The sequence below is a fragment of the Parasedimentitalea psychrophila genome, assembly GCF_030285785.1.
GTDB lineage: Bacteria > Pseudomonadota > Alphaproteobacteria > Rhodobacterales > Rhodobacteraceae > Parasedimentitalea > Parasedimentitalea psychrophila.
Genome location: NZ_CP127247.1, coordinates 3796837 through 3821379, shown reverse-complemented (window position 1 = coordinate 3821379; position 24543 = coordinate 3796837). Strand labels below are relative to the sequence as shown.

Annotated in this window: 21 protein-coding genes and 4 pseudogenes; 13 read left to right on the top strand and 12 right to left on the bottom strand. The window is 53.7% G+C overall.

Features of this window, described 5'->3' with window-relative positions:
• Positions 1–48 precede the first annotated feature (48 nt).
• Positions 49–633, top strand: coding sequence for a 3'-5' exonuclease (locus QPJ95_RS18510; RefSeq protein WP_286018129.1), 585 nt, complete (start codon positions 49–51; stop codon positions 631–633).
• A gap of 320 nt (positions 634–953) precedes the next feature.
• On the opposite strand, the pseudogene QPJ95_RS18505 reads toward QPJ95_RS18510, so the two are convergent.
• A pseudogene (locus tag QPJ95_RS18505) lies at positions 954–2029 on the bottom strand (IS256 family transposase).
• A gap of 193 nt (positions 2030–2222) precedes the next feature.
• Here QPJ95_RS18505 and QPJ95_RS18500 point away from each other — a divergent pair.
• The 3 genes and pseudogenes from QPJ95_RS18500 to QPJ95_RS18490 form a co-directional block, all read left to right on the top strand.
• Positions 2223–2489 (top strand): annotated as a pseudogene (locus QPJ95_RS18500) (transposase); the annotation flags it as partial.
• A 437-nt stretch (positions 2490–2926) separates the two neighbouring features.
• On the top strand, positions 2927–3268 hold the full coding sequence (locus QPJ95_RS18495; RefSeq protein WP_270921093.1) for a RidA family protein: 342 nt from the start codon (positions 2927–2929) through the stop codon (positions 3266–3268).
• Between the two features lie 523 nt (positions 3269–3791).
• The gene (locus QPJ95_RS18490) at positions 3792–4859 is read left to right on the top strand and encodes a helix-turn-helix domain-containing protein (RefSeq protein ID WP_270921092.1); all 1068 of its coding nucleotides are present in this window, start codon (positions 3792–3794) and stop codon (positions 4857–4859) included.
• Between the two features lie 412 nt (positions 4860–5271).
• Here QPJ95_RS18490 and QPJ95_RS18485 read toward each other — a convergent pair whose 3' ends face one another.
• Entirely contained in the window at positions 5272–6123 is an 852-nt protein-coding gene (locus QPJ95_RS18485; protein ID WP_270921091.1) for a LysR family transcriptional regulator, read from the bottom strand.
• Between the two features lie 105 nt (positions 6124–6228).
• Between QPJ95_RS18485 and QPJ95_RS18480 the strand changes: the two genes are divergently transcribed.
• The 4 genes from QPJ95_RS18480 to QPJ95_RS18465 all read left to right on the top strand — a co-directional run bounded on the left by QPJ95_RS18480 (position 6229) and on the right by QPJ95_RS18465 (position 9591).
• The gene (locus QPJ95_RS18480) at positions 6229–6828 is read left to right on the top strand and encodes a short chain dehydrogenase (RefSeq protein ID WP_270921090.1); all 600 of its coding nucleotides are present in this window, start codon (positions 6229–6231) and stop codon (positions 6826–6828) included.
• 76 nt (positions 6829–6904) lie between these two features.
• A complete protein-coding gene (locus tag QPJ95_RS18475; RefSeq protein ID WP_270921089.1) occupies positions 6905–7903 on the top strand; it encodes a haloalkane dehalogenase in 999 nt (332 codons plus the stop codon).
• A gap of 52 nt (positions 7904–7955) precedes the next feature.
• Positions 7956–8825, top strand: a complete 870-nt coding sequence (locus QPJ95_RS18470) for an oxidoreductase (protein WP_270921088.1) — start codon at positions 7956–7958, stop codon at positions 8823–8825.
• A 43-nt stretch (positions 8826–8868) separates the two neighbouring features.
• Positions 8869–9591: a hypothetical protein gene (locus QPJ95_RS18465; protein WP_270921087.1), complete on the top strand. Its 723-nt coding sequence runs from the start codon at positions 8869–8871 to the stop codon at positions 9589–9591.
• A gap of 396 nt (positions 9592–9987) precedes the next feature.
• Here the strand turns inward: QPJ95_RS18465 and QPJ95_RS18460 are convergent, their stop codons facing one another.
• The 3 genes from QPJ95_RS18460 to QPJ95_RS18450 form a co-directional block, all read right to left on the bottom strand.
• On the bottom strand, positions 9988–10701 hold the full coding sequence (locus QPJ95_RS18460; protein ID WP_270921086.1) for a helix-turn-helix domain-containing protein: 714 nt from the start codon (positions 10699–10701) through the stop codon (positions 9988–9990).
• 411 nt (positions 10702–11112) lie between these two features.
• Positions 11113–11805 (bottom strand): hypothetical protein, encoded by a 693-nt coding sequence (locus QPJ95_RS18455; RefSeq protein ID WP_270921085.1) that lies wholly within the window; start codon positions 11803–11805, stop codon positions 11113–11115.
• Positions 11798–13105 (bottom strand): tyrosine-type recombinase/integrase, encoded by a 1308-nt coding sequence (locus tag QPJ95_RS18450; RefSeq protein ID WP_270921084.1) that lies wholly within the window; start codon positions 13103–13105, stop codon positions 11798–11800. Before QPJ95_RS18450 ends, QPJ95_RS18455 begins: the two co-directional genes overlap by 8 nt.
• A 458-nt stretch (positions 13106–13563) precedes the next feature.
• On the opposite strand from QPJ95_RS18450, the gene QPJ95_RS18445 reads away from it, so the two are divergent.
• The 3 genes from QPJ95_RS18445 to QPJ95_RS18435 all read left to right on the top strand — a co-directional run bounded on the left by QPJ95_RS18445 (position 13564) and on the right by QPJ95_RS18435 (position 15428).
• Complete coding sequence (locus QPJ95_RS18445; protein WP_286018183.1) at positions 13564–14094, top strand: site-specific integrase; 531 nt, start codon at positions 13564–13566, stop codon at positions 14092–14094.
• Positions 14091–14765, top strand: coding sequence for a hypothetical protein (locus QPJ95_RS18440; protein ID WP_286018182.1), 675 nt, complete (start codon positions 14091–14093; stop codon positions 14763–14765). Before QPJ95_RS18445 ends, QPJ95_RS18440 begins: the two co-directional genes overlap by 4 nt.
• A 126-nt stretch (positions 14766–14891) precedes the next feature.
• Positions 14892–15428 (top strand): hypothetical protein, encoded by a 537-nt coding sequence (locus QPJ95_RS18435; protein WP_286018181.1) that lies wholly within the window; start codon positions 14892–14894, stop codon positions 15426–15428.
• A 510-nt stretch (positions 15429–15938) separates the two neighbouring features.
• Here QPJ95_RS18435 and QPJ95_RS18430 read toward each other — a convergent pair.
• The 6 genes and pseudogenes from QPJ95_RS18430 to QPJ95_RS18405 form a co-directional block, all read right to left on the bottom strand.
• A complete protein-coding gene (locus QPJ95_RS18430) occupies positions 15939–16883 on the bottom strand; it encodes a cytochrome P450 (protein ID WP_286018180.1) in 945 nt (314 codons plus the stop codon).
• A gap of 298 nt (positions 16884–17181) precedes the next feature.
• Positions 17182–17595 (bottom strand): OsmC family protein, encoded by a 414-nt coding sequence (locus QPJ95_RS18425; protein ID WP_270921167.1) that lies wholly within the window; start codon positions 17593–17595, stop codon positions 17182–17184.
• A gap of 16 nt (positions 17596–17611) precedes the next feature.
• Positions 17612–18901 (bottom strand): TRAP transporter large permease, encoded by a 1290-nt coding sequence (locus tag QPJ95_RS18420; RefSeq protein WP_270921168.1) that lies wholly within the window; start codon positions 18899–18901, stop codon positions 17612–17614.
• The gene (locus tag QPJ95_RS18415; protein WP_270921169.1) at positions 18901–19452 is read right to left on the bottom strand and encodes a TRAP transporter small permease; all 552 of its coding nucleotides are present in this window, start codon (positions 19450–19452) and stop codon (positions 18901–18903) included. Before QPJ95_RS18415 ends, QPJ95_RS18420 begins: the two co-directional genes overlap by 1 nt.
• Positions 19453–19461: 9 nt before the next feature.
• A complete protein-coding gene (gene dctP / locus QPJ95_RS18410) occupies positions 19462–20472 on the bottom strand; it encodes a TRAP transporter substrate-binding protein DctP (protein WP_270921170.1) in 1011 nt (336 codons plus the stop codon).
• 351 nt (positions 20473–20823) lie between these two features.
• Positions 20824–22021: pseudogene (locus QPJ95_RS18405) on the bottom strand (IS30 family transposase).
• Between the two features lie 374 nt (positions 22022–22395).
• On the opposite strand from QPJ95_RS18405, the gene QPJ95_RS18400 reads away from it, so the two are divergent.
• Positions 22396–23403 (top strand): LLM class flavin-dependent oxidoreductase, encoded by a 1008-nt coding sequence (locus QPJ95_RS18400; RefSeq protein WP_270921265.1) that lies wholly within the window; start codon positions 22396–22398, stop codon positions 23401–23403.
• 269 nt (positions 23404–23672) lie between these two features.
• Here QPJ95_RS18400 and QPJ95_RS18395 read toward each other — a convergent pair.
• Positions 23673–23975 (bottom strand): annotated as a pseudogene (locus QPJ95_RS18395) (transposase); the annotation flags it as partial.
• A gap of 236 nt (positions 23976–24211) precedes the next feature.
• Here QPJ95_RS18395 and QPJ95_RS18390 point away from each other — a divergent pair.
• Positions 24212–24412, top strand: a complete 201-nt coding sequence (locus QPJ95_RS18390) for a hypothetical protein (RefSeq protein WP_270921266.1) — start codon at positions 24212–24214, stop codon at positions 24410–24412.
• Positions 24413–24543: the final 131 nt, after the last annotated feature.

Below are 24543 nucleotides of genomic sequence, written 5' to 3'. Positions count from 1 at the left end.
AGCTTACGAAAGAATACCGCAAACTCCACCTGCAAAGGCCATGATAATTTGACAGACGCTCTTCCCCATGGTGATTTCCGCTTCATAGCTTTGGATGTAGAAACGTCCTGCGGTGACAGCGCCAGTATTTGCCAAATCGGTCTGGCTTGCGTTGGATTAGATCGTAGCATTCAAACTTGGTCGGCATTCGTCGACCCTTTGATGCCTTTTGCGCCTTTTAACGTTGAGCTGCATGGGATCAGCGCCAAGACCGTTGAAAACGCACCGACTTTCGCTGAGATATGGCCCAAACTTCAGGTGCTGCTGACTAGGCACGCAATCGTTCAACACAGCCGCTTTGACGAACACGCTATCAACGCGGCATGCAAAGCACATGGTCTGTATCAACCTCGATTGAGTTGGAGCAATAGTGTGACCATCGCCAGAACTGCTTGGCCTGGGCTGAAAGGGAATGGAGGCCATGGACTGGCCAATCTTAAACAACACCTAAGCCTGGAATTTCAGCACCACGATGCAGGCGAAGACGCTCGTGCAGCGGCCTTAGTTGTGCTGCGAGCAGAAGTCGAGTTGAGCAAGCCGTTTGAACAGATCACCTCAAACAACACCGCGTTCCAACTCTCATTTTCGTTCTAGACTTGCGGGCTTGCTGCACTGTTCGTTGAAAAGTTAGCGGAGAAGGATAAGGCCCAATTGCTGCACCATGCACAAATCGACTTGAAGGGCGGTTAGCCGCCCTTCAAGTCGATTTGCTACGAAAGTTCGTTTTCCGGTGTTCAAGCCAAATGTACTTGATGCGGCATTGGTCATTTGACTTCCCCTAAACAGAAATCTGATGCATCAAACTTCTTATGAAGTCTAGGGGTGCGCTGGCATGAGCATAGGTCAATTTGTCAGGCAAATTGGAGTCAGCCCGATTACGCAACCTATCGTCTGGAAATTAGGTTTTGGGGCATTCACGCATCCTGGCATTCCCATTTGATGTAGGCTTTTGTGTCAACTGCCCATCGTTCGTCGATCTCGACCAGCACAGCGCTGACGAGACGTTCCAGAGCCTCTTCATTTGGAAAGACCCTGACCTTGATGGTTCGGCGTTTGAGCTCCTGCTGGATGGCGCGCTCAATTAGGTTCGAGGCCCGCAAGCGACGGCGGTGGTGCTCTGGAAGGGAGAAGACTGTCAGGCCTTCGGGCACGTTCTCTTCCAGCCATTCGGCCAGTTTCGGGGCGGTTTCGCGATAGGCTGTCACGAGATCGGCCAGCGCGGTTTCCGCCTTGGCCAGCGAGGTTGCATTCCAGACCGTGCGCAGCTCAGCACCGATGCGCTTGCGTACTCTCTGGCTGGGCGCATGATGGATGGCATTCTGGGCCAGGTGGAATTGGCAACGCTGCCATTTGGCGCCCCCGAAGACGGCCCTGCGGGCGGCGCGTAGACCGGCGTGTCGTCGGAGACGACGTATTCGACACCGCGCATGCCACGGCTCTGCAAGCTTTCGAGGAATGCTCTCCAGTGGACCTCCGCCTCTGACAGGGCCACCGAGACGCCAAGCACGCGGCGGCGCTCATCCGGGCCAATACCTATTGCCGAAAGGACGGCCGCATCACGAACCACACCGCCGATGCGCACCTTTTCATAGCGCGCGTCAATGAAGAGATATTTGATTTCGCCGAGGGGGCGAGTGCGCCAGGCTTCCAGTTCCCCGTCAAGCAGCTTGGTGGCACGGCTGACCTGCGAAGACGACAGGCTCTCGATACCGAACTCGCACATCACCGCCTCGACTTCGCGGGTGGATACGCCCCTAGTGTACATCTCGGCCACCGCCAGCATCACCGCACGCACCGACCGGCGACCGCGGTCCAGGGACTGGGGGTAGAAGGCTGCGTCCGTATGGCCGGCAGTCTTGGGAACCTGCACCGTGACCGTTCCCGCAGGTGTGTCAATCCGCTTGGGCTTGGTGCCGTTGGCATAGCCTTGTCGGCTGGCCGTCCGCTCATAATGACCAGCGCCGAGAAACCGCTCACGCTCAATGCGCATCGCCAACTCAAAGGCCCGCGCAAAAACCGTGGCTATGTCATTCGCGCCATATTCGATCAGATGTTCCAAGATGGCCTCAAAGCCTGTATCCTTCTGTCTGTCCATTTCCGGTTCTCCACGGTTGGTTTTGCAACTCCATGGAACACCAGTTTGGATCGCTCCAGCTGAGGCTCTCAGCGCAATCTCCAACAAAATTTCCAGACTTCAGGTTACAGTACCGTCAGCCCTTCAACGGAAACGGTTACAAACCCTTGAGGACCATGTCCTCCAGGGCCACTTGTTGCGCTCTATTGACCGGTTCGTGGACTTATCCGGCATACGCGAATACCTGGTTCCGTTTTATAGCAACACGGGCCGCCCCTCGATTGATCCTGAGCTTCTTATCCGGATGCTGCTGGTGGGGTATTGTTTGAGCATTCGCTCTGAGCGCCGATTGTGTGAAGAAGTGCAACTGAACCTACCCAATAATCTTTAATCCGGGTCCCAGCATTCAAAGGCGGGCGTTCACTATAAAGTCAGGTTCTAGTTTCGCCACTTGCAGCCAACAACATCAACAACCCTAACCTCACCCCTCATCGAGCCTAAAACAGATGGCGGACACGGGGTGTGAATTACCCGCATGTCTGTTGGGCCTGGGAAGGACCCGAACGATACTTCGACGGTGTGAGCTAACGGTAAAATGTGTTAGTTCCAGACCTTAGCTGCGATGATACAGGGACCAGGTTGCGCGACCTTCAAGACCTTCACAGGGATCAGCCCAACTGGTGCTTCCGGCCCTAGCCAGACCTTGAACACGCGTGTGGAGAAGGTCCGCTTCGGTTCGCTTCGACAGTTGAAGTGTTTAGCTTTAGGCGGCATAGAATGCGTTGTGGAATTTGACTGATCAAGGGGCGTGGAATGATCGAACGTATCGAAACCGGGGCCAGGTCCTCGAAAATTGTAAAGCACAATGGAGTCGCCTATATCACCGGGCAGGTTGGTGAAGGAGAGACCATCCAAGCGCAGACCGAGGAATGCCTTAGGCGCCTCGAGGTATTGCTGGTCCAGGCCGGGTCGTCGCGCGAAAAGATGTTGCGGGCTACTATATGGCTGGCGGATATGAGTGACTTTGCTGGACTTAATGAGGTCTGGAATGCTTGGATGCCTGAAGGACATGCACCTGCGCGGGCCTGTGGCGAGGCAAAACTTGCGCGGCCGGAACTCAAGGTCGAGATCATCGTGGATGCTGCCTACGACTGAAGTGTGGCCATAACGCTGTAGTTCCGAGATACAGTGGTGCTTACCCCTATCACCTGCCATCGATGCAATTTGTTGAGCAGGTGGGCCACTGGTATCCACCCTCGATGCCGAAGCCTCCACTTGAACCTGAAGGCAGAAAACGGCCCAAAACCGACCTTGGTGCGCAGAACGTCTGACGGCAGTTTCCTACCACGAAACGGACACGGGCGTTCGCACCGCCTATAGCAGAAGTAGACCTTCAAGCTTGGTTACCCCAGTGTCTTCAGAGGGGGGAATGCCGACCTTGCAGCTACGCTGCCGGGCCTTGCGGTGCCCAAGAATGCGACCTTTGCGCGTTGGTTCGCTCCAGTCTTGCAGTCACCGAGCTTCGGTGGATAACTCGGCGCAATTTACCAGTCTAATCCGTTAGTATTGGAACGATTTTCAGAATCGGCGTATCATTTTCAGAAATCGACGCGCGGAACGAGGGCCGTGTCACTATATTGGCCCCAATCCAATACTTGTGGAAAAGAATGGGCCGATTATGATTTACCTCGACCTTGCGCTGCGTGGCGGTGCTGTTACAATATTGATGTTGCTGGCCTTATTGCTCTGGCGCGCGCCGATCAGCTTGGAAGGGCGCTTATCTGTGTCGGCGCTGGCCCTGTCCGAATCCGCTTTCCTTATCACTACGGCGGCTCTGCCGCTCGACCTGCACCCAGCTTTGCTTTCAAATCTCACGCTTATAGCCAGCCTCACACCTGCAGCGATTACCTGGCTGATCGTGACCATATTTATCGATGCCCCCGGTCAGCGTTGGCCTTGGCTGGTAGCATCGCTGGCCGCCTCAATCGCGTTTTATGCCCATGAGGCCTTCCCAGGCCTTTTCTCCGTTTGCTTGCCAATGTCCGTGGTCCTTTATGGGGCGCTTGTCATCCTCTCGCTCTGGTCCACTCGTGACGATTTGGTGGAATGCCGCTGCCGTGCACGACCTTGGTTCGCAGCAGCTATTGCTGGCCTTGCATTGTTTCTGACTGCGGGTCAGGCCACCGGTTTGCTACAAGAGGACGGTATAATATTGGCTCTCTTGCAAGCTGTCGGCACACTTGTGGTTTCCCTCGCATTTGCAGTGTGGCTGTTGCGCCCCGATGCGAACCGCTGGCCGGGCGAGACATCCCCAGACATCGACAGCCGTTTGGCGATCCACGATGAATTTGCAGACCCCGCCCTGATCGCAGGCATCCAGTCAGCTATGACCGCAGGCATCTGGCGAGAAGAAGGGCTGACCATCGGCGCACTCGCAGGAAAACTCGCCGTACCGGAGCACCGTTTGCGGCGCGCGATAAACCAAGGACTGGGCTATCGCAACTTCTCAAATTTCATCAACCGGGCACGAATCGAGGCGGCCTGTACCGCTTTGACGGATCCCGCCCAGATGAACGCAACAGTGCTGGAAATTGCATATGAAGTCGGCTTTGCTTCAGTGGGACCGTTCAACCGGGCCTTCCGCGCAGAAACCGGGTACAGTCCGACCGAATACCGACACACCGTGCAGTCCGGTGCATTCACCGATTCTGAAAAATCATCGCCAATTGCTGCAAACTTGCACTGATTTCCAAATTCGACGCGCGAGGATGCGTTTGGCGTAACAAACTATGGGCATCAATTCCACGAAACGGAGATGCTCAATGCGCGCCCTAATTCTCACCGTGCTGATATTTTTTGCCAACCCCGCTCAGATCCAGGCTCAAACAATGCAGACGATGCCACCTTCCACTTATCCCGAAACCGGAATCTTTTGCGGTTTGCTAAAGCTATGCTCGAAAACTGCTACTCCCAAGCATGACGACTAAATCGCTTATCCGTTCTGACTCAGGAAGCGAAACCGCCCTTTGTGCCTAAATGTGCATGGTGCAGCAATCGGACCACTTCCCTCTACCCTAACTGTCGAGAACGGCCCACAGCTGTCGTTCGTGACCAATGCGACGAAGGGCTGGTTTGGTGCCAAGTAAATGAAAAAGTAGTTACAAAAAATATTCCCAAATCCGTTTACCAACGGGTCCCAGCGACCGGTTGGCAAGTTTGGTCAGATAAATGGGGAGCGAAAGGTCACCTAAGGTACTAAGTACCACGAGCTTTCCGTTGGATATTTCTGGCTCGGCAAAGTGATGCGGAAGCCGACCCCAGCCGAGGCCCGCACAAATCAGTGCCTTCTTTGCGTGCAGATCTGTGACGTACCATTTCAAGGCATCATCGAGTATCCCGACATCCGGCGACTTTTCATCGGTGGACTTTACAATGACCTGAGGGTGACGGGCCAAATCGGTTTCGGAAATCTTCGCAGGGTCGTTCTCAATTAGGTCGCTGGAAATTACCAAAGGAACATTCATGCTATCGATTTGCTGGTAATCAATAAACACGCTTTGGCTCGGGGCTCCAAAAATCGCGATGTCCACTTTTTCTTCTTGGAGGATACGCTCACCTGACGCGATTTCCATTTCCAGATGAATGGTTGTCGTGGGAAAGTCAGCCTTTAGGGACTTCAACAGCCCTGTAAGCTTTTCGAGTGGAAAGTGACTGCTGACGCCAAGTCTCAGCTCAACTTCATTTTCGCCTTTCAACTCGTGCACAAAATCCTCGAAATTTTGCGCCTGTTTCAACAGGTAGCGGATTTGCACGAGAAGTATTTTTCCGTCTGCGGTTAGCTCAGGCCGGTATTTCGAGCGGTCAAATATCTGAATTTGGTAGAATTCTTCGACCTGTTTAACCGAGTAAGACACTGCAGACCGGGCCTTGTTCAGCTTTTCGCTGGCCAGTTGAAAGCTGCCCACGTCGCAGATGGTGCTTACAACGTTTAGATGGTCGAGATTGGTCATGGTCTAATTATATGACCATCTTGTTCGAGAAGCTATGCTTTTTACTGACCGCTTCGACCTCTAGTTCCTACTCAACACGTAATCAAACGTACAAGGGAACACCTCATGAAAATACTCGTAGTCGGCGCCTCGGGGGTCATCGGCAGCGCCATCGTCAACGCTCTATCGGGCGAGCATCAGGTCATTTCGGCCAGCCGCTCATCGGGTGATGTCAATGTTGACCTTTCCAACCCGGCCTCCATTCGCGCAATGTTTGCCCAAATTGATCAGGTTGATGCGATCATCTCTGCCGCTGGCGAGGCTGACATCAAGCCGCTGGAGGCGCTGACAGATCAGGATTATGACCGCGCCTCGGGTATGCAGCTTATGGACCAGATCAACCTGTTTCGCTACGGCAAAGACAGCCTTGCCCCAGGTGGTTCGGTGACGCTGACATCTGGTGCCGCCAGCAAATACAATTTCCCGGGTGCTGCCGCCATTGGCATGGCCTTTGCTGGGCTTGAACGCTTTGCTGACGCGGCTGCGCAAGAACTGACAGACATCCGTCTGAACGTCGTGTCGCCGACATCGGTGACAGAATCCATGGAAAAACTGGGCTGGCCAACCGAAGGGTCCATTACTGCTGCCGATACCGCCAAGTCTTATCTCGCCGCAGTCACCGGTACGATGAATGGCCAGACATTGAGCACAGCTGAATACGCGTAGCACTGCCAACAGAGACCGAATGTACGGGCAGACACCGGCCCGCACATCCTGATCAGCCAACACATCAGAGGCCAACATGTCCAAGCTTGAGACGTTTCAATCAACACCCGTCAAATCCGGCGTTTTCAGAACACCTGACTCAGCGTTTGCCAATCTTCCCGATTTTCAGTTTGAGCCGAACTACATCGACGTAGACGGTATGCGAATGCACTACGTTGACCAGGGTCGCGATAATCCCAGGACCATCTTTCTGCTGCATGGGCAACCGTCCTGGAGCTACCTTTACCGCAAGATGATCCCGTTGTTTGTCGCCGCCGGTTATCGCGTCATTGCCCCCGACCTTATTGGCTTTGGCCGCTCGGACAAGCCCGCAAACTCGGATGCGCATAGCTATCAGGCACATGTGAACTGGATGACGACTTTTGTGCAGAAATTGGGCATCAAAGACGCCACCGTCTTTATGCAGGATTGGGGCGGCATGATTGGCCTGCGCGTGTTGGCAAACAACCCGGACTGGGCGTCGCACTTGGTTGTCGCCAATACGGCGCTTGGCAATGCCAAAGGCCCGTTCAAGTATATTTTGCCACGCATGCTCAAGGCGATGCGGGTCTTTGCGGGCAAGCCAAAAATTGAGGATCTGGCTGCCAAACAATCCTATGGCAACTGGGCGGGCTATTTCCTGCGGTCTCCAAAACTGGACTTCGGCAAGGTCATGCAGATCCTCACGAATTCCAAACTGTCTGCCGCTGAAATGTCTGCCTATGACGCCCCCATTGCGGATCATCGCTTTTATGCAGGCCCGCGCAAGATGCCTCAGATCGTAGTCGAACAGCAGGACGAAGGTCGTGATGCCTGGGCCAAGCTGGGGCAAAGCAACAGGCCAGTTCTGACCCTGTTCAGTGACAAGGATCCGTTTCTCGCTGATACCGGATATGACAAGCAGTTTCAGGCGCTTCCCGGTGCGGCGTCGCAACCCCATGAAACAATCACCAACGCGTCGCATTTCCTGCAGGAAGACAAAGGCGTTGAGATTGCAGACAAGGTCCTGAAGTGGCTGCAAAGCAAAGGCTATTGAAGCAGCCTCCTGGGGCCTGTGGCAAACCAATTCGCAAAAGGCGAGAGACGCTATGAAAGATCAGGTGCAAAAAACCGCCATTGTCACAGGCGCCAACACTGGCCTCGGATATGAAACGGCGCTCGACCTTTACCGGCGGGGGATGAATGTCATCGTTGCCAGCCGCAATCCCGACAAGGCGCGGGAGGCCATCGAGCGTATGCGTGTCGTGGCCCCCATTTCAAACGGTAAGGTTGAGTTCGTGCAGTTGAACCTGTCGAGTCTTGAGGCAGTAGAAAGCTTTGCCGACTGGGCGAACAGCCATCTGGAGCGACTGGATCTGTTGATCAACAACGCGGGTATCATGACGCCACCACCCACAAGGACCGATGATGGATACGAAGCCCAGTTTGGCGTGAATTTCGTGGCTCATTTTGCCCTGACTGGACGTTTGTTTGCACTGCTGGAAAAAACACCAGGTGCCCGTGTTGTCTCGCTGAGCAGCAGGGCGCATCGCGGCGGCGTAATTGATTTTGCGAACTTCGCCCTCGAAAAGCCATACGATCCGGGGCGGGCATACGCCCAAAGCAAACTTGCCAACCTGATTTTCGCGTTGGAATTCGACCGCCGCATACGTATTTCAGGTCACCAACTCAGGTCTCTGGCCGCGCATCCTGGGGTCAGTCAGACTGATCTTTTCCGCCATATCGGCCCAACGCCGGATGGGATAAAGTTCATGTCTGCTGCGGAGGGTGCGGCTCCTACGGTCATGGCGGCGACCTTGGACACTGCCCAGGGCGGTCAGTATTTTGGACCGGACGGGCCGGGAGAGGCCAACGGTAAACCCGCTCTGGCAAAAATTGATGCAGCAGCAATGGACGCAACTGTGAACAGCAATCTCTGGCAATGGGCGCAAAAGGCTACTGGTGTGTACTACCCCTAAACTCGACGGCCTGGCCTAATGTTCAAAAGCGAAGGAAACAAAAATGCAATCTGACTTCCCAATAGCAACACCGCACGGCGAAATTCGCCAGATTTTCAAAGACGTGTTCATCGTTACCGGCAGTGTCATGATGGTGCCAGGGATACAGCTTAGCCGGAACATGATTATACTGCGCGAAGGTGAGGCACTGACCTTGATCAGCACCGTTCGCCTGAACGACCAAGGCTTGAAGGCGCTGGAGGCCTTGGGGCGGGTCGAAAATATCGTCAAGCTGGGCGCCTATCACCTGGGTGTTCACAATGGTTTGGACGACCCGTTCTACGTGGATCGCTACGCCGCCAATTTGTGGGCGGTGGACGGGATGCAACACAGAGGCGGTCTAAGAACCACTCACTCGCTGCGCCCGGGCGGCGAAATGCCGGTAACGCAGGCGTCCCTGTTCACTTACGACAGTTCCAAAATGCCCGAAGGGATGCTTTTGCTTCACAAAGAGGGCGGTGTTTTGGTCTCAGCTGACAGTTTGCAAAACTGGGCTGAGGTCGATGAGTTCTTCAGCAAAAACGCCGCTATCAGGATGCAGCAAGCGGGGTTCATTAAACCCGCGAACATCGGTCCGGAATGGCTGCGTGTATGCCAGCCAGAACCAAAAGAGTTTGCCAGGGTGGCTGAACTGGATTTCGCTCATCTCATACCCTCGCATGGAACTCCAATTCTGAACACGGCGAAGGAAGAGTTCCAAACGACGTTTGCGAAACAACCTTTCTGAAAAATCTAGCCTGTGAGCGAACACTTGGGTGCTGTTAAACAAACGCTCAACCCGGAGCCGTAAACTCAGTACAAAAAGCTTGGCGACAAGGATCCAAACTTACTCGGGATCTGCCAAATCGAGGTGCAGGTGCGCGCCTTCCAGCGGCGATACTGTCAACAGTCAAGAATGATCGCGGAGCAGACATTGGTGGGGGGCGCAGCGAAGGGCCGCTAACCGCCCATCCTGACTAATTTCTCGCAGTGCAGCATTTTTAGAAAGTACTCGGAGTTACCGATAGCCGCGCCTTGCACTAAGGTTCGGTCTGTGCCGCGACTGGCCATTCGCGCTAAACAACCGGAGGCCGCAATGTCCGCAACCAACGCTGCACTACAGCGCTGATTTCCCTAGCCATCACTACAGCTTCTCCCGCGCTGTCCGATAGCTATCGAGCAATTCCCCAACTGCCTCACCAAACGAGAGATGGCCGCTGCAAAGCCGTTGAAATACGTGTTCCATCTCATCTGCTGGAAGCATCAACAAACCTTCATAGCCATAACCTTCCCGTTCGAACACTTTCACAATCCTGCGTTCAAATTCGCCAAGGTCGATATCCAAGGATGGTTGGCGGCCAGTATCACCTGACAGGGCCTGACCTATTGCATTCGTGTTCTCAGCCCCTTCGTTTTTCTTTATAGTTTCTTTTATTGTTTCGGGTGCAGTCCGTTGCAGGTTCTGAAGGCAATGCATTGCAGGGGTTGCGGCAGCAGGCTGCAGGCTCGGACGCTGACCCGCCCGCCTTTTTGGATTCGCCGATCGCTGATTTTGCTCAAGTTCTGCCACTGAATAAATCAGAAACTGGTTGCGGGAACGCCGCGCCACTCGATTCCGTTTGATAACACCTCGTTCTTCTAGCTCCTTGAAGGCGCCGCGGATGCTCCTTTCCGAGAACCCGGTCTCCTCGGCAAGCCCAACGGCCGAGGGATCACAACGTCCAGTTTTTGTGTTCTGACGATCCAACAATCTCATGAGCACACAGAAACTGGCTCTTGTGAGCTGCGGTTGTTGGCAGACCCAGTACTGGGGCACCAACCACTTTTGCATCAGGTTCAAGGGTTGCCGCTTTGTCATTGATTGCCCCCCTGCCCGCCGTCAGCATAGTACGAGCCACATTTTGACTGTTGGCAGGTTTTGCCAATGGGCGCCGAGAGTGAGAATTTGGACCTGGCCCGCATAACCAAAGCCCGCCGGGCCTCGCCGCGCAACAAATCAAGAACGTCCCTCACGACGTTGTCCTTGATGATCTTGGTTGGACTTGCTCCTTGGACAGAAGCCAAGCCTCAATCGCTGCGGGCCGGTAGTACACGTTCCGACCAACCTTAATGAACGGTGGGCCGACGCGTTGTGCGCGCTCACGTTGAACAGACCGAATGGAAACGCCACGCTGGTCGGCGTAACTCGCTTCGGTGATTAGGTTACAAAATGTCATCATTGACCTCGTGCTGGTTTCAACATGAGGCTATGTCGCTGAATGTCAGAGGATCATTCGCTCCTGCCTGATCCAGCTTTTTTGGGATTATTCAAGTTTCTCTTGATCGTGATTGGGCTTACGCCGAAATTCTCCGCCGCCTTTCTCTGCAGATCTGCCCAAGACAAATGAGGCTTTCGGATATGGAGCTCGTTGACAAACTTTTGTGCTCGGTTTCCATTTTTTGCGAGGAAACTATTGTCGGTCCGCATGGCATTTCCATCTTGGCCGTTTTTGACTTGTCGGCGCCCCGATAAGGCCAACTCCTCAGGCCGTTTACCTGTCGCCTCATCAATCCCCTGACGCCACTGAAAACGTTCGTGCTGTCTGCCGAGTTCTTCGGCGTGCATGATCATCAATTGCAAATCGAAGGCTTTCGAACCGCTTGCCAAATCGTCTCGCTCTCTGTTTAGTCGATGGTATTCCATCAACCATCGCGCAGAGATGTATTGCACAGAATCTTCGCCTTGCTGTCCATAAACCATATCGTTCAGTGCAGCCGTACCTGGGTCAGGCAACCCACACGCTGTGAGAATGGCTTGGAAACCTGCGGCGATTCGATCTCGCCCTTCATCCGGGCCAACCATCGTTTTCTTCATATGCTCGATGCATGCTGTCCACTCAGCCTCCCCGCCATCACCAGTCAAATCGAATCGAAGCCGGGTACGCTCCATCATGCCAACACCGTGTTTCACCTTTTTAGGCATTGGTGCGTGCCTCCTCTATCGAAACAACATTCGCCACTGTCGTTTCAGTGCCCTGCCCCTCAATAATCGCCATCAAACGACCTTCCCAGCTTATCAACGCGCCACGCCGTTCATCCTCAAATGCGTGTTGGTCGTAAACGGCAACCATCCCGGTTTTGACGTGGCCGATTGTGAGCTCTGCGATGTCGGGTCGAACCTTGCAGGCAGAGAGCCCAGTACGCATCGTCCGGCGTAGGTCATGCGGCGTCCACCGCCCCCAAGGGTGCACGTCCTTCGCGTAGAGCGATACATGGTGCCGATTTACGGCGCGACAAAGCGCGGCATTGGTAACAGGAGACCCTGGCCTAGCCTCAAAAAGATAGCCTTCCCACGGCACCGGCCTTCGCACTTGCAGTCGATCCAGTTCTGCCTTTGCCTCATTTAGGATATCAAGCGCAGTGTCAGACAGGTATACTTCATGAGCTGTTTGGGTTTTGCCCCGTCGATCCGCGGGGATTGTCCAAATACGACCGCTAATTTCGCTTTCATGTAAGCCAGCCACTTCACCGGGTCGCTGGCCAGTCACTAGGACAAGTTTAAGTGCCAATGCAGTCAATCGGTGAAGGCCACAGGACTCAATATTGAGCCAAAATGCTTTGATTTCCTCTTCATCGAGAACTCTGGTCCTCACAATAGGCTTTAGCGGATCCCGTTTGCCTTTGACTTTAATCGCAGACGGTTTGAGGCCAGCCACAGGGTTTGCCTGAAGGTAATCCCTGTCGGTCGCATAATCGAGCATGCGGCGCGCATAGAGGAGCAACTGGGCTGCCGCCCGAGGCGTTTTCTCGGCCTTTTTTTCCACCAGCTCGATCACATCACGACGGCGGACATCACTCACCTTCAGACGGCCAATGGCGGGAATAAGGTCGTTTTCGATGTAACCACGAATGGCCGTCTCGCTCTTCAGGCCTGTGGCATGCATATCGAGCCAATCTGCGGCCAGCTCCCTGATCAGGGGTTCGGCCTTGCGCCGACGTCCCTCTTCGAGCGGGTCTGCGCCAGAACTAATTTTCAAAATTAGGTCACGCGCCTCAATACGGGCAGCTTCCAATGACCAAGTTGGCCATGGGCCGATTGTCATGCGGCGTTTTCTTCCATCGACAGTGTAACTCAGGATAAACGCCTTGCCGCCAGCAGCCGTGATGCGCAATCCGAACCCACGCGGAGAATCCCTGTGGTCATCATAAATAAATCGCTGTCCGCGTTCCGGAGCCTGCGCCTTCGCAATTACTCCATTTCTTCCGTCAGTTAGCTTGGCCATTGGTCCCCAATCTTTAGCCCGCATGGGCGGTTTTCTAATTCCACACCTGGTAAATTGGGCCACCAGGCAGGCCAGCGTCCAAGAGGCTGCAGTACAGAAGCGAACCAAAAAACCGTCACCGGATTTGTCACCGGATTTGTCACCGTCTGTAACGGTAACCAGCGTCGTTGAAAGTCAGTTGCAGTCACTTCAATAGCCGCAAATGTCATTGGGATTCCACAACAAAATATACCTGACGCGCGATACGTCACGATATCAACAACTTGAGGTTGGGAACAAAATCGCCTGTTAATCAATTGGTCGTAGGTTCGATCCCTACCGCCGGAGCCAATTCCCCTTGATTTTGCTATAAATGCAAAGAAACCAAGGGGTATTGGACCCTTTTGGGACACCAAAGCTGATGAAGCCCTCCCCTCACTTACCTGCGGCGTTTGGATGCCCTCAGGTACAGAGACTTATTGCTAAAACGGGCCTGCCCCAACAGCGTGACCCGCTACGTCAATGTCATCAGAGCAGTGGTGAACCACACAATCGACGAGCGTGGCCTGTCGGTTAGCAACCCTTTCCACAAATTGCAGATCAAAGGCGCCGGGAATACTGCCGGAGACCGCCTAGGGTTGAAGACAGTAAGCAGCGAGCGACGGCTGCCTATATCTGACCGATTGGTCGAAGCGTTACAGGAGCATAGAGAGAACAAGCTGGACGAGGCACCAATTTTTGATCGGTATGGTCGCGGCAAAGGAAATACTGCAGCCTCAGCAACGATGATGAAACGCTTCAGGAAAGTCATCTCTGACCCCAAGAAGGCGTTGCACAGCCTACGGCACAGGAAGAAGGACGACCTGAGAAACACCAGTTGTCCTGAAGAAATCAGCAAAGTGATCCTTGGTCACAGCAACAAAGAGGTCGCTGCACGGTACGGAGCTGGGTTCAAAATTGACGTGTTGCGCGACTGGATGGACAAATCCAACCTAGAGAATGGCCTATGACACCCTCCGGGAATTCAGGAGCAGCCCCGCTCAAGTCGGATCCAACGACTGACGATATTCCTGCCCGCCCTTTCAACCCACATCGTTGCTGTGCCTCCACTGCCATGACGGCGCTGGTCCAGGACGTTCTGCGATTCATGGAAGGGTATGAAGCCTACTATAAGAAGCGCAAACGAAGACGGAATGCTGCTGCTCAAGCCACCTACGAAGCCACAGTTGAAGCTGTTGTGTGTGATTTGGTTCACCGCCAGTTGGAAGTTCTTGGTGGGCAAGTTCATGTCACCCAAAGCCACCAGATCCTGAGATCGAAATCCCGCTACAAAGGTGTGGCGCTTGGCAAGACCCTTTCTGATATCCTGAAGGTAATGTCTGCCGAAGAGATGTCTTTCATCACTTTGACAGCGGGAGAACGTAAGTTCACGATCAAAGATCAGGCTTTGAACGTTGCCGTCAGCGGAAAACAGACAGTTCTTGGCTCGGGATCTAGGCTTTTGCGCCTGATTGAAGGCTCATGCATCACCTTTGCTGACATCGGACGAACACCTGATGAAGAAGTCATTCTGCTGAGAGAGCCTAAACAACGGGACGATAAACCCGGAAAACTGGTCGACTATGCGGACACAGAAGAGACCCCTACCCTCAGAGAGCAGGTGCAGGTCATCAACACTTGACTGGAAAAGACAGACGTCTCCTGCTCCCTCCTGGACATCAACTCTCATAATCGTCGTCTGAAGCGCATATTTAACAACTCTGACTTTGCGCAGGGAGGCAGGCTGTATGGCGGATTCTGGCAACTTTTGAAACACTCTGAACGTCTTGAAAACATTATGCTGGGCGAGGAATACGTTGCAGAGCTCGACTACGGCCAGATGGGTCTCATGCTGCTTTATGGACTTGAGGGGACTACGCCTCCAGAAGGCGACCTCTACGACCTGTCTGAATTTGGTATCCCGACAAGCTGTCGCCCCGGCATCAAGAAGGTCATTCAGGCGGCCATTAACGCCAGTAAACCTCTGGGACGCATGCCCAAGCGAGCCAGGAAAACCATACCAAAAAGGATATCACTGACTGAAATACTTGAGGCAGTCAGCAATAGGCACCCACCGATCGTTCATCGATTTGGTGCCGGGGTTGGCATGCTGCTCATGCGGCAGGAGTCAGACAACCTTGTTTCTGTTCTTTTGGCCCTGAAAGACAAGAACATACCAGTGCTCCCCATTCATGATGCTGTGCTTGTGCCTGTGGAGAACGATTTTGAGGCACAGGAGGTCATGATCCGGGTATTCAAAGAGCATGTCGACCTGACCCCAGAAGTCAGTATTGAGCACCCTTAATCAGCCAGAGGATATATCAGTAAGTTACTAATAATATTACTAAATATACATAATACAAGAAGAAGTATGCTTAATGAATAAGGTTACCTAAGGTTACCCCTAACCCCACCTCATATATGGGACCCGTATGGGTTGTGACGCCTATCTCGCGGTGAAAAGCAGTCATTAGTCGAGATCATATGCAATGAGCAAAGTACGAAGGTCCCGACCTTTGCTCTGATCGATCCGACTGGTACTTTCTGCCCAATGCAGACCTTTGCGGAAAACGCGTCTAACGGCAGGTTCCAGCCCAGAGCGGACGCAATTGTTAACGGCAACCTTGGCGAAAGCCGACATTCATCGCACCTAACAGCAACGACCATGAACGGGATATAGTGGGCTTTCGCTGCGTTTGCGCCAATGGCTTTTAGCGGCACATTATGTCTGCGTCGACATGCACAGCGTGCGGTCCTTCGCCGTGATCTGAACAAATGGCCATAGCGTGCATTTCCCCAGCTTTCGCTACAAGCGCTACCTCAAGTTTACCGGCAGCGAGGTCGGACCGCGAAACGCAAACCCTGTGAATTTAACTGCTTTCTGGTTCACCAGAGAAAGCGCGGGAAAACGCTCAAACAACTTGGGTAAAACCGCTTTGGAAACCAATAGGCGATATATGTTGCCGCCCAGACATTGATGGGATCCGTCCCCGAACGCCTGATTGCCATGAGGTTCTCGCTGGGGATTGAACAGATGCGGCTGATCCCAAATATCCTCATCGTGATTTGCCGATGCCTGAATGGCCATGACGGTTTCACCTTTAGGTATATTCACGCCCCGCATGACCAGCGACTTCTTCACAATCCTAGGGCTGGCCTGAATAGGTGCCATCCAGCGCAGGCCCTCTTCGCAGACCCGATCCCAGGCGTTTTGATCGATGGAATATCGAAGCTGTTCTGGATTGCTGAGCAAGCCGTACAGGGTGGACAGCACTGCATCCCGCGTCTCGACCACCGCGCCACCAATGCAGATCTTCATATTGGTTCTGATTTGGCTCAGCGGTATTGGGTCCGGCTGATTTACCATCACCGACAGGACCGAGCAGTTGGGGTTACGCAAGTGCCGTTCGATCATTTGATCAAGGCATTCGTTCATTTCACTGTTGGCTTGATCACTCTCTTGGAAGATTTCCGGGTCCAAGCCAGCATTCATGGCGCCACGGATCAATGCCTGAGCCCAGCGGAATAGCTGCGCATCAGTGGCTTGCTCTATCCCCAGAACAAGTTTCAGATACCCGGCCGACAGCGGAACCGCCAGCGCGGGAAATAGGTCGACGGTTGTCAGCTGCGCAAGCTCGTCCAGAAGCGTTTCGGTCAGGGCATCGAATTCAGTTTGCCAATGATTGTGAAGGAGCGACGGCTCAAACGCACCCACCATGGCCCGTCGCTCGCGCATGTGTTCACAGCCATCCTTGCGCATCAACGTGTGGCCGCCGAAAGCTCTTTGCATGGGCGAGGTGGTGTCAAATGACCCAAAATGTTCGATGTCGGCTTTGACCCTGTAGACATCCTCGGCTTTTGTGAAAACGATCCGTCCGATTGCTTTCAGGCGCACAATCGAGGTTTCCCGCCGTAGCCGTTGATAGACCGCGCCCGGATCGGTTTCTAGCATTGCCAGCGTGGTATGGAGGTCAATCGGGACATCTTTGCCTGCGGCAGGATCATCGCTCATCGAAATCTCCGATTGTCATAATTTTCAACAGGGGGCGAAACCCACTTCACGTTATTGGTCCCGCCTGAATTTTGATGCCCAAGTCGCTGTTTAATGAATTACTGACCGTGCAAATCGCTTTGGCCTGTTTCACGATACGCGGCGCGAGAGCTTCATCCGCGACTAGGGTTCCAAAAATTGTAATATCCACCCTTTCAAGTCGGCCAGGAAGTTCCGTGGACTTGGTGCCCTCGACCTTGACGGTAAACGGGTTCAGGTCAACTTTGCGTTGCTCGGCAGACCATTGAATCGACTTAACAATACAAGACCCCAAAGACGCCAATAACGTGTCTACGGGTGTGTTTGTTGGTGGGTAAGGGCTGGTATCCGATGGATCAGAAAACGCAAAGAGAATGGCGTCTTTGTCATCAAGGGAAACAAATACCGGTCCAAACGACTTTGGTCTAATTTTTAGAGCCATTTTCGGATTTCCTTTGTCAAAAGAGCAGGTTGGGAAGGAAAAGCGCCAATATCGGAAACATCGTCAGGATCAGAATGGCGAACAGATGGATGATCCAGTAGGGAACAGTCGCCACCGCGACACGCCCGAGGCTGACCTCATTGTTGGTCAGTGCCGTTAGAACTGAAAGGTTTAGACCAACAGGAGGAGTGACCTGACCAATTTCGATGACAATCGTGATTATAACGCCAATCCAGATCGGGTCGAAGCCAAGACCTGTCAGAAGTGGGAACACCACCGGTAGAGTCATGATCATGAGCGAAAGACCGTCAAAGAAACACCCAAGAACCAAATAAAACAGCACGACGACCAGCAACACGCTGTAAGTGCCAAGCCCGCTGAGCGCGACAGTTTCCAGGATCTTCTGTGGTACGCCGAGGATGCTCACCGATTGCGCAAGGATTGTTGCCCCGAGCACGAGGAAACCCACAGCCGAAAACAGGAGAACCGAGTGATAAATGGCGTCAATCAGTTTGCGAAATGTGAGATCGCCCCAGATGGACGAGATAAACACAGCGAGAACGACGCCGACTCCTGCCGCCTCGGTTGGAGTGGCCAGACCGGCGACGATGGTGCCGATGACTGAGAAGATCAGGGCCAATAGCGGCCAGATATGTTTGAAACCCGCCAGGATTTCCCAAAACGACGTCTCTGACTGGTCACGAGGCGCGATGGCTGGGTTCTTGATACATTTCACCAAGAGATAGATACTGAACATGCTGCCAACCAGGAAACCCGGTATGATGCCCGCCGCGAACAACCGGCCAATCGAGGTTTCCGTCAACGCACCGTAGATCAGGAACGACAGGCTTGGGGGGATGAGCAAGCCAAGCGTACCTCCGCCGGCCAGGCTGCCAACCACAGTATCTTTGTCATAGCCACGTTTCGACATTTCCGGATAGGCCACCGACCCCACCGCGGCGGCGGTTGACAGGCTTGATCCACTGACCGCGCCGAAAAGCGTACAAACCGCGATATTGGTATGAAGCAACCCGCCTGGGATCTTTCGAAACACGGGAGAAAACGCCGAGTAGGCCTTTTCACTGATCCCACTGCGCAACAGCACTTCGCCCAGAAGAATGAACATGGGAACAGCGCTGAGCGTGAACGAGTTGAACACGCTCCAGATTGCGTCGATCGCAAGCGAAGTTGCCCCATTTGAGAAAAAATAAAGGATGATCATCCCGGTAAGGCCAAGCGCTGCGCCCAAGGCTACGCCGGTGCTGGCGGCGGCGACAAGCACACCAATAAGGGTAGTCCAGAACATTAACTATTTGCCTCGCCTTGTTCGTTCTGCCCACTCTCGATCTCGGTATCGTTGTCGTCAATCCGATCAATGAAGCCGAATAAGCGGGCAAATAGTATTGCGCATGTGAGGGAAAGCGACAGCGGCATCAGTGCCATCCAAGGATAAAGCAGGATCCGCGTGGTTTCGGTCTTCAAGTTCCTCTTAAAGGCAAATTCGAACCACGGGATGGATTCAACGATCAGCCAGGTGAAAAAGCCAACCCCAATCATCAAAGCCACAATTTGCACCGCGACGTGCCATTTGCCTTTGAACATATTAGCCACCAGCGCGATCCGGACGTGCTTTGCCCGGAGAGTGACCATGGGAAGGCCAAGGAACAATGACACGCTCAGCAGCAATCCAACAACTTCTTCGGTGATGTGCAAAGGCGAGTTTGCAAATTTTCGCATCAGAACGCTGGTCACTATGACGCCTACAATCGTGACCATTCCAAGTGCAGCCGCCCCCGCGCACGCAAGGGCCAGCATTTCCAGCCCCTGCGCAGTGATTTTTTTGAGCGTTTTACGCATCTTCCGCTCTTAGCGTCCGAGAGCTTTTAAAACACGTTCGCGATAGGCGGGAGCATTGCCACCGGCTTCTTCGGCAAGCATCTTCCACGTCTCGGTAACCGAAGATACGAACAGGTCGCGATCAGCCTGAGAGAAGTCTTCGCCCCAAGTGACACCACCTTCGACTAGATTTTCACGCGCGGCCAGCTCACGTTCAAAATCGTCCTCGTACTGGTTGGTCCGGTCCCACAGGTCATCCGCTGCGCTTGTAAGAGCTTGCTTGATGGTGTCGTCAGTTGCGTCCCAACGATCGGTGGAAACGCCGATCACGTAAGGACCCGAAGCCATCGGATACAGGAATGACGCATATTGGGCGACTTCCTGAAGCGATACGGTGTGGGCGTAGAGTGCGGGATACAACGCGCAATCGACAACGCCAGTTTTCAACGCGACATACATTTCCTCTTGCGGAATAATCTGTGCAGCCACACCAAGGCGGGTAAAGGTCTCTACCTGATCACGCGCCCAAACCCGCAGTTTTTTCGATTTCAGCGCATCGATTGTCCGTACTGCTTCGTCTCGGCAGAAGACAGAAACCGACAACATCGGGATCGCCACATAACCAACCGAGGATACGCCCCAATCGGCAAATTCTTCTTCATAGATTTCGCGGACTGTCGGGATCGCCTTTTCGAATTCTTCGATTGAGCCGATCGTGCCTTGCACAACAACAGAGCTCAACGCAGGCGCGTCCCGCCCTAGATAGTTGGCCCACATGAGGCTCATTTCCACCGCACCTTTTGGCAAGAAGCGAAGGGTATCAGTGTTTGGCAGGCCCAAAGAGCCACCACTATAGAGTTTCAGCGAGACTTCACCGCCCAGAGCTTCGTTTGCCTCTGCGACAAACTGCTCTAACTCGGTGGATTCGGGGCGCGTCTCCGGCAGAAAGTTGTTAAAGCGCCATTCGTCGGCAGTAACGCTAGACATAGAAATACCAAAACCGGTCAGGCCGACGGCTAGATTTCGAAAAAGCTTCTTCATGATGGTTCCTCCTGAGGGCAGCTTATGGCCGCGCAACTAAAACAATTCCACTTATTTTTCACCTATTCGCACCAATGGTGTGTCACAGAATCGACAATGAGTCGGGGTCGTAGATTGGTATCACATATTGACCCTTCAGAGCGTTCATTTTGCTTGGAAAGGAATCGCCGGATTTCCCCACCCATTCGAAGCATGCGCCGGGTCAATGGTAGCTTTAGACGCTTTACGTCAATAAGAGTGCGATGCAGTATCTTGCTAATTGGGCTCGGTACGGTCCTACGTCGCGCGCCCATCCAATGTCGGCTTCGGTGCTACAGCCAAAGTTTGCAAAGTCCGTAACCTGCGGCGGTTTCAACGGGTCGACGCAACACATGCATTGAAACGCTCGGCTGGTGTCTCATATCCTAGCGTTTTTCGAGGTCGTTCATTGAGCTGTCTTGCGACAGCACTCAGCTTTGCTTGACTATGTATCGACAAATCTGTGCCCTTTGGGAAGTACTGTCGCAGCAAACGATTGGTGTTTTCGTTCGTGCCGCGTTGCCACGGTGGTCGCGGATCACAGAAATAGACGTCGATATCAGTCGCCAAGGTAAACTTCTTGTGCCCCGCCATCTCGCTTCCACGATCCCATGTCAGTGAATGGTAGAGTTCTTTTGGTAGCTTGTGAGCTTGCTTGATCAGCGCCTGAACAACGCTGTGACTGTCTTTGTTGCCAACCTTGGCCAGCATCACATAACGCGTATGTCGCTCGACCAACGTGGCAATGAAGCTGTTGCCAGAACCGGCGATCAAATCGCCTTCCCAGTGTCCTGGAACGGCACGGTCTTCCACATCCGCCGGTCTTTGTCGGATCGATATAGTGTCCTTGATTTGGCCAAGGCCGCTGCGCTTCATGGTGGCGTGGCGAGAGCGACGAATGGATCGCGTCGCCCGCAAGTGCGACAGCAATTCTTTCTTAAGTACATTGCGTGTCTGGATAAATAGGCTTCGGTAGATCGTCTCGTGAGAGACCCGTTTGTCTTCCTCATCGGGATGTGCGCGCATCAGCCAACCTGCGATTTGTTGCGGGGACCATTTGCGGGTCAGCTTGGCCGATATCGCCCCCTCTCATCGATACTTCGTATCGACTGCCGGGCAGTGGACATAGATAGATATTGCCTGCCAGTTTGCAGGGCTTTGGCCGATGGGCACGAGCCCATGCCGCTGCATCTGATTGAGCCGCACGGTAAAGTTTGGCACCACCGTTGCGCCGGATCTCGCGGCTGATGGTCGACGCAGACCGTTTCAAGGATCTCGCAATTGATCGCACAGATAGTTGCGCAGTCAGGCCTCGTGATATCTCCTCGCGTTCAGCCAAACTCAGAGCCAAACGGGACCTCATGCGATCTGGCGGACGGATACCACCGGTGCGCGCCAGCAGAGGATAAATCGATGATGATGCACGATCAAATCCACGTCCAATCGAACTCATCGACTCTCCGCGTTGCCAACGATCCCAGATCTCCGACTTCTGTTTATCTGTAAAAAAATGTCTGCGGCGATAGGCCATGATTTACACTCCATCTTTCCATAAAGACTAAAGTGTTGCGCCGACCCGTTGAAACCGCCGCGCATTGCCGCCATTGGTGCGGATTGCAGCGAACGGCAACAATCCGCCCTTCTCGTCGAAATGTACGTGGTGCAGCAATCGGGCCTCTTTCCTCTCCCCAAACTGTTAAGAACGGCCCTGAGCAGCCGTTGAATCTTGGCGCAGCGAATTCACACCTTCAGTCCCATTCCGGCCCTCGTGCTTCAGGTAGCCATTTGGTTGGGATGACACCAAATGGCCAGACGGCACCGAAATCGCTGCTTACAGAACAAAGCCTCGGTTGAGCTTGGGTTCTACACTTGGAGCAATTAGGTGTCGCTCGAACGGAGTCTCACATGCAAAAATTCTCGCTGCTCGATTTATCGCCTATCCCAGAAGGGAAGACTGCGGCCCACGCATTATCTAACACAACCGAGCTCGCGCGAGCGGCAGAGAAGGCTGGGTATCACCGTTATTGGCTGGCGGAACATCACAACATGCCTGGGATAGCTAGCGCGGCGACAGCGGTCGTTATTGGCTATGTGGCTGCAGCAACCAATACCATGCGGATAGGGGCCGGGGGGATTATGTTACCCAATCATGCCCCATTGATGGTGGCTGAACAGTTTGGAACGCTGGCGACGCTTTATCCGGACCGGATCGATCTGGGCATAGGCCGTGCGCCGGGGACAGATGTGGCGACGGCCCGGGCGCTGCGCCGTCACATGGCGCCCGAGGATAGCTTTCCTCAGGATGTGCAAGAACTGATAGGGTATTTTGACGATGTGCCGGGTGACGCTGCTGTTCAGGCTGTTCCCGGAGCAGGCACACAGGTTCCAGTCTGGATTCTCGGCTCAAGCCTTTATGGCGCGCAGTTAGCAGCTTATCTTGGTCTACCATACGCCTTTGCCTCGCATTTTGCACCAGCTATGCTGGAGGACGCCTTGTCAGTTTACCGGACATCGTTTCAACCCTCTGCCACCCTATCGCAGCCGTATGTGATGGTTGCTGCCGGGGTTTGCGCGGCGGAAACAGATGCAGAAGCTGAATTTCTGCGGTCATCACAATTGCTCGCATTTTCAAATTTACGAACAGGCAAACCCGGGAAGTTACCATACCCGACCCATGATTTAGCCGCCGAAATCCCAAGCTCAGTGTTTGCACAGGTGAAGCAGGCGATGTCGTGCTCCGCGACAGGTTCTCCGATGACGATCGAGGCTCAGCTTCGCACAATTATCGACAAGTATCAGCCTGACGAACTTTTGGTGACTGGCATGATTCACGACCACTCGGCACGGGTTCGATCTTTTGAGATTGCCGCCGCCGCATTGACGGCATTGCGCAAGCCGACGACGATCGCCTGATGATGTACTTCAGCTGTAAACGGTCCGGCCCAATGTATGTACCGGCTACTGTTCGCAAATGATTTTTCGCACGTTCTCGGAAGTCGCTCATATGTATCCGGCCTGTTGATCGACACGCGGGTCGTGGCCTCATTGGGATTACGCTCGCTCCGTGGTCTCATTAGCCGCAAGGTCTATAATGTCCAAATGGGCCGTCAGACTCTGGGGGCGTAGTATTTCCGTTCCATGCTGTTGATCTTTCGCGAACTCCTTTGGATCGTAGCGGCGCATTAGACGCCGACCGCGACCTCGTCTCTGGGGGCATCAAACGTGGTGCCATGGTGCAGGATGCTCCAGGCTGTTCGTGCAAGTTTATTGGCAAGCGCAACCGCCTGCTTGTTGCGATGCATGCGGGGTTCGGCCCTGATCAGCCAGTCACCGAAGCTAAAGTCGGGCCAGCGATGCGGGCGCATCAGGATCACCTTGGCGGCCTGCACAAACAGCATTCGCAAATATCGGCTGCCGCGTTTTGTGATACGCCCGAGCACAGTTCGGCCGCAGGAAGTGAACCTTGCAAAGTCACGCGCACGGTCCTTCGCTGCCATTCACCACCAGCAAAAAATACTGCGGTGCGCCCCGTCATTGCGGTCGTTCGCGTAAAACTCAATGGTAACGCAGAGGTTCTCCAGATTAACATCGGGGTCCTTTTTGTATCATGCAGGGCATGAATTGAACCTGTAGGTTATTGTTATTACAGGTCGCTTGTTGTGTTCGGTGCCATGTAAACTATTTATAATCAAAAGGTTAGAAACCTTTGGGATTATCGGCAATGGACATCGAAAAAAGTACTGAAGCAACTCAGGCAGTAGACGAACATTTACTGGCGATGCTACCTCATGTCATTACACTAATCGGGCATGACGAAGCCCTTACCCTTTACGGTGGGTTCTTGCACGGCGTTGATGCCGAGCCAGACACTATGCAGTCATTTCGTCTTGCTTACGAAGCGGCCGGCCATGTCGATAAATGAACTCACAAACGACACGCCGGATGTGATCAGATCTTTGAGTTACATCACTCGTTTATGTCATTTTTCAACTGAACCAGCCAACGAAGGAAGCCCAGCCCTTGCGATACGATTAGCACAGCATGTGCCTCAGT